Below are 4,940 nucleotides of genomic sequence, written 5' to 3' on the forward strand. Positions count from 1 at the left end.
CGCCGACGCCGGCATCGCGCAGCGGCGCGGGATTGAACTGTTGGGCGATCGGGATTCCTGTGGCAGCGACGCGGTCAAGGGGAAGGCCGTGCGCCAGCAGCTCCATTCTCCCCTCCTCCCTGGCGACGAACAGCGCGTGAAATGCGCCCGGAAGCCACAGCCCCTGAAAGTCGTAATCCGTTGTCACGACAGCGGTCCTCGCGTCAGTAACGCCGCGAAGGAGCAACGATGCCAACAGTTGGGCGGGCAGGAAGTGCGTGCACACGATAGCGGTCGGCCGGAATTGCCTGATCGCGTCGATGACCGGAACGGCGTTCGCCCGCGTCCAGGGGTCGATTGGGCCGCGGCGCCGGAACGGTGGGTCGCTGGCGTCGTAAGCCCAGTCGACCAGCCAGGGCAAGTCCTTGGCCAGCACAAAGTAACCCTTTGCCAGCAATGCGCGGTAAAGCACGCTACTCACCTTGAGCACGTCCAGTACCTGTACCTCGGCGATGTCAGAGCGTGCGCCGCACGCCTGCTGCACCGCGGCCGCGGCACTGTTGTGCCCCGATCCCACCCCTGCGGAGAGGATCAGTAGGCGCTCCCCTCCAGCGGTATCGGTGTCTCGTGCCGGCGTCCTCGCCATGACGGGCGGCTAGCGGGTCGGAACAGCCCGAGGGTGAAGGCTTGGCCGGGCTGGCCAGGCCAGAAAGTCAGATTTCCAGTTGCTGTCCATCCAGCAATATAAACATGCAGACACCTGCCTGGACATTGGCACCCATTGCTCCCGTGCGGGCCGCTGCTCTCGGACGGGCTGCGTGAGTCAGACGACCTCGGATTCGGGTGTCTCACGGACCACGAGGACGCTGCAGTGAGCATGAGCCACACAAGCACCGCTGACGGAACCGAGGAGGAGGCCGCGGAACGTTCCATGGCCTCGCCGGCCGACGACGAGCAAGACTGCGTCCTGGGAGGCCTTGACGAGAGCTTTGGCGGGATGGGCGAACACCACGGTGCTTTCAAGGTCACCAGGCGTCTCCTCGCCATAGGCGGCGGTCAAGGCCTTCTTCAGGTGAATACGTGCGGCATCCTCAAACTCGCTGGTACCAAGAGGTACAGAGGTCGGATATTCCGCTGGATACTCCCAAGCCGAGATAGCGAAGATCGTCGCGCCGAAAAGGGGCGCCATTTTCTTCGCGTATCGCAGCGCTGCAATGGACTGGTCAGATCCATCGACTCCCACAACGATCCGAGGAGCGGGTTGGGTGCTCATGGCGATTCTCCTTCAAACCTCAGGAGCAAGATCAGAATAGAAACTTGCTTCCTCTGAACTGTGCCTTTCCCCGGCGGTGGCTCATAGGGCCTTTCGGCCTGTTCCTGGTTGAGAAGATTGCACGGGGACGGTCGCAAATAGGTTAGAATTTTCGTATCAAGGGGAGTACTCCCGTCTGTGATCGGCCCGTCATTACGGATGCACTGAAGCATCTCGGGCCGACGGTTCCGGTGTTGTCCGGGGCGGAGGAGACCTTGGCGTATCTGTTCAACGCCTACCCCTTGGGAGCACTCTTATGCAGGTCACACCTCTGGTCTGGTTCATCACCATCGCGGTGACAATCCTGTTCTTCGTTTACGAATTCTTCGCCCATGTGCGCAAACCCCACGAGCCTTCCATCGGAGAATCGGCACGCTGGTCGGCGTTCTACATCGGACTTGCCCTGCTGTTCGGTGTGGGGATCGGCATGGTGTCGGGCTGGAGGTTCGGCGGTGAGTATTTCGCCGGCTACCTCACCGAGAAGGCACTGTCGATCGACAACCTGTTCGTCTTCCTCATTGTGATGGCCGGATTCGCGGTGCCGAAGAAGTACCAGCAGAAGGTGCTGATGATCGGGATCATCATCGCCCTGATCCTGCGCGGCGGCTTCATTGCCATCGGAGCGGCCCTGATCGAAAACTTCTCCTGGGTCTTCTACATCTTCGGTGCACTGCTCCTCGTTCTGGCCTACCGCCAGGCGTTCAGCAGCCACGAGTCCAACCCGGCTGACGGCAGGTTCATGACCCTGGTGCGCCGGGTCCTGCCCGTCACCGACGAGTACCACCAGGACAAACTCACCGTGCTGCAGGGCGGGAAGCGTTTCGTCACGCCGATGCTGCTCACCATCATCGCCATCGGTTTCGTGGACCTAATCTTCGCCGTCGACTCCATCCCCGCGATCTACGGCCTGACCAACGAGGCCTACATCGTGTTCACCGCCAACGCGTTCGCGCTGATGGGCCTGCGACAGTTGTTCTTCCTCATCGGAGGACTGCTCGAGCGTCTGGTCTACCTCGCGCAGGGACTGGCCGTCATCCTCGGCTTCATCGGCGTGAAACTCGTCTTCCACGCCATGCACGTCAACGAACTCCGTTTCATCAACGGCGGGGAACCGATGCTGTGGGCGCCCGAGATACCTATCTGGTTCTCGCTGCTTTTCATCGCCGCCACCATCGTCGTAGCGACCATCGCGAGCCTGCTGAAGACCCGCGGCGACGCACAGAAGGACGACCGCGAACTCGCCGGCGGCGAACCGGTGATCGCCGCCGGTTCGCAGGACGGTGACGAGGAGTCCCGAATAGACGAGGAAACCAGGTCTACTGCAGACCAGTCCAGGTAGCCCACGCTGCGAATTGCTGTGGCGGGTTATCCCTCGATGGCGCTGAGGACCCGCTTCAGCCGTTCGTCGGCATCGTTGGCAACGTCCCGGATGGCATCAGAATCGCTGACCTGGACCATGGTTTGGGGGTCGATGGTCTCAATGATTGTTTCGGTGTCTTCGGGTGCGCGGCGTACCACCACGTTGCAGGGCAGGAGGGCGCCGAGCTGCGGTTCCGCGCTGATCCCGCGCTGGGCCAGTTGCGGGTTGCAGGCGCCGAGGATGATGTAGTCCCCGACCGCATCACCGGCTTCCTGCCCAAGCTTCTTGGTGAAGGTGGCCCGGACATCGATTTCGGTGAGAACACCGAAGCCTTCCTGCGCGAGCGCTTCCCGCGTTCGTTCAACGGCGTCTTTCCAGGCCAGGGTGGACGTGACGGTGTGCGTGTAAGCCATGAAATTCTCCTTGGATAGTTGGCTGGACGTTGGCTGTCACCCGTTCATGGGCAGGCCGGCCTTTTCGGCATCGTCAAAACGGCCGTCGATATGGACCACGTCCTTGCCGCCGCGCTGAAGCAGGCTGGCAGCGACGGACGCCCGGTAGCCGGACCCGCAATGGACCCAGAGCCTCTGATCGGGTACCTCGCCCATGCGGTGCAGCAGTTCGTGGAGGGGAAGGTTGATGGCCCCGTCGATGTGCTGGGCGTTGTATTCGTCGGTGCGGCGCACATCGAGGATGACGTCTTCCGGCGCCCGGTCCGCGCGGACCTCCTCCCAGCCCACACTTGGGTAGGAGCTGCGTGCCGCGCGCGGGGCCAGGGCGGCCGGATCGGAGCCGAGGGCGACGCTGGGCTGGTCGATGCCGATGCGGGAGAGGTCGCGGATCGCGTGCTCGACGTCGTCGCGTTCGCCGACCAGGGTGAGCTGCCGGTCCCAGGGCAGCACCCAGCCGAGGAAGGTGGTGAAGCTGGAGCCGTCACCGTATTCGAAGCTGGCGCTGCCGTGGAGGTGATCCCGCGCGAAGGCGATCCTGTTCCGCAGATCGACCACCCATTCGCCGTGCGCGAGCCTGGCGGTGAGCTCTTCAGCATCCAGGGGTTGAGGGACGTCGAGGTGCGCCGGTCCGGGGCCTGCGGTGTTCGCCGCTCCCATGTGCGCGTAGTAGGACGGGTAGGCGCTGAGGTTGTCGATCAGTTCCTGGACGAAATGGTCTTCATCGTGGTCCGTGAGGGCATGGTTGCTCCGGATCTGTTCACCGACGGTCGAGGAGTCAGCCCCGCTGGCCGGGCCGGAGGAGCAGAAGGATCCGAAACCGTGGGTGGGGTAAAGGCCGGCGTCCGGCGTGGCTTCCTCCACCAGACGGCGCACCGATGCGTACTGGGCGTGGGTCAGCGGGACCGTGTCATCGTCGCTGACGAGGTCGGTCCTGCCCACGGACCCGTACAGCAGACTCCCACCGGAGAACACAGCCTGCCGGCTCTCCTGCGTGACGACGTAGGAGAGGTGGTGGTGGGTGTGCCCGGGGGTGGCGACCGCCCGCAGGGTCATCTTTCCGATCTGCACGGTCTGCCCGTCGGAGATCGGCGTGCGGTCAAAGTCCACCTGATCGGCGGCGTTGACCAGGTAGACGGCGTGGTGGTCTCTGGCCAGCTGCAGCCCGCCGGTGACGTAGTCGTTGTGGATGTGGGTTTCTGCCACGTGGGTGATCTGCACGCCGGCGTTCGCAACCGCTTTCTCCACCCGGTCGGTGTCACGCTGCGGGTCGATCACCAGGGCCACCTGTCCGTCGTGGACGACATAGCTGCGGTCCCCGAGCGGCGCGGTTTCAATCGCGATGACGTCCATGCCGGATTCCTCCCTGAATTCCGCTGTCAGTGCTCACCACGGTAGTCGTGGCTCAACCGTTCCGCGAGACCCATCGCGTTGAACGGGGCGTGGACCTTCACGTCATTGTCGAAATACACGTAGACGCTCCGGCCGCGCCCGTCCGGGCACGTCTCACCGGTCAGCCAGCCCCGGCACAGGGCCGCCCAGTCATCCAGCTCCGCATCCGTATAGCCGCTGGTGTAGAGCTCGGTGCTGCCATGCAGGCGGACGTAGACGACGTCGCCCGTGACCTCGCGGAACTGCGGCCACTTCTCTGCCGAATCCGCAACCACCAGCCCCACGTTGTGGCGCCGGAGAACCTCGCGGCATTCTTCGCTGCCGAAACTTTCGTGGCGCGGTTCGAGCACATGGTGGATCGGGCGGTCGGCATCGGCGGTGACCCAGTCCCGGTCCTTGAGCCGCTCATCGTGGCCGCGGGCGAGGGAGGCGGCTGCCGTCGTCGTTC

At 63.8% G+C, this 4,940-nt stretch carries 5 protein-coding genes and 1 pseudogene; 1 reads left to right on the forward strand and 5 read right to left on the reverse strand.

Annotated elements, in window-relative coordinates:
• Together X803_RS18805 and X803_RS0108740 are read right to left on the reverse strand one after the other, a co-directional pair.
• Positions 1 to 625: pseudogene (locus tag X803_RS18805) on the reverse strand (polysaccharide biosynthesis protein); the annotation flags it as partial.
• Between the two features lie 177 nt (positions 626 to 802).
• Positions 803 to 1,252, reverse strand: a complete 450-nt coding sequence (locus X803_RS0108740) for a universal stress protein (RefSeq protein ID WP_026544845.1) — start codon at positions 1,250 to 1,252, stop codon at positions 803 to 805.
• 295 nt (positions 1,253 to 1,547) lie between these two features.
• Between X803_RS0108740 and X803_RS18810 the strand changes: the two genes are divergently transcribed.
• Complete coding sequence (locus X803_RS18810; RefSeq protein ID WP_035778372.1) at positions 1,548 to 2,630, forward strand: TerC family protein; 1,083 nt, start codon at positions 1,548 to 1,550, stop codon at positions 2,628 to 2,630.
• 26 nt (positions 2,631 to 2,656) lie between these two features.
• On the opposite strand, the gene X803_RS0108750 is transcribed toward X803_RS18810, so the two are convergent.
• The 3 genes from X803_RS0108750 to X803_RS18815 all read right to left on the reverse strand — a co-directional run.
• On the reverse strand, positions 2,657 to 3,064 hold the full coding sequence (locus tag X803_RS0108750) for a DUF302 domain-containing protein (RefSeq protein ID WP_026544846.1): 408 nt from the start codon (positions 3,062 to 3,064) through the stop codon (positions 2,657 to 2,659).
• 36 nt (positions 3,065 to 3,100) lie between these two features.
• Complete coding sequence (locus X803_RS0108755) at positions 3,101 to 4,453, reverse strand: MBL fold metallo-hydrolase (RefSeq protein WP_026544847.1); 1,353 nt, start codon at positions 4,451 to 4,453, stop codon at positions 3,101 to 3,103.
• Positions 4,454 to 4,479: 26 nt separating this feature from the next.
• Positions 4,480 to 4,940, reverse strand: a 461-nt coding sequence (locus X803_RS18815) for a DUF72 domain-containing protein (RefSeq protein ID WP_156930025.1), incomplete at its 5' end; no start/stop codon positions are given.

This window comes from Arthrobacter sp. 35/47, from assembly GCF_000520475.1.
Classification (GTDB): domain Bacteria; phylum Actinomycetota; class Actinomycetes; order Actinomycetales; family Micrococcaceae; genus Arthrobacter_D; species Arthrobacter_D subterraneus.

Excerpts from the sequence above, each read along its gene's own strand:
- X803_RS0108740 (WP_026544845.1), bottom strand. The coding sequence starts at position 1,252 with ATGAGCACCCAACCCGCTCCTCGGATCGTTGTGGGAGTCGATGGATCT.
- X803_RS18810 (WP_035778372.1), top strand. The coding sequence starts at position 1,548 with ATGCAGGTCACACCTCTGGTCTGGTTCATCACCATCGCGGTGACAATC.
- X803_RS0108750 (WP_026544846.1), bottom strand. The coding sequence starts at position 3,064 with ATGGCTTACACGCACACCGTCACGTCCACCCTGGCCTGGAAAGACGCC.
- X803_RS0108755 (WP_026544847.1), bottom strand. The coding sequence starts at position 4,453 with ATGGACGTCATCGCGATTGAAACCGCGCCGCTCGGGGACCGCAGCTAT.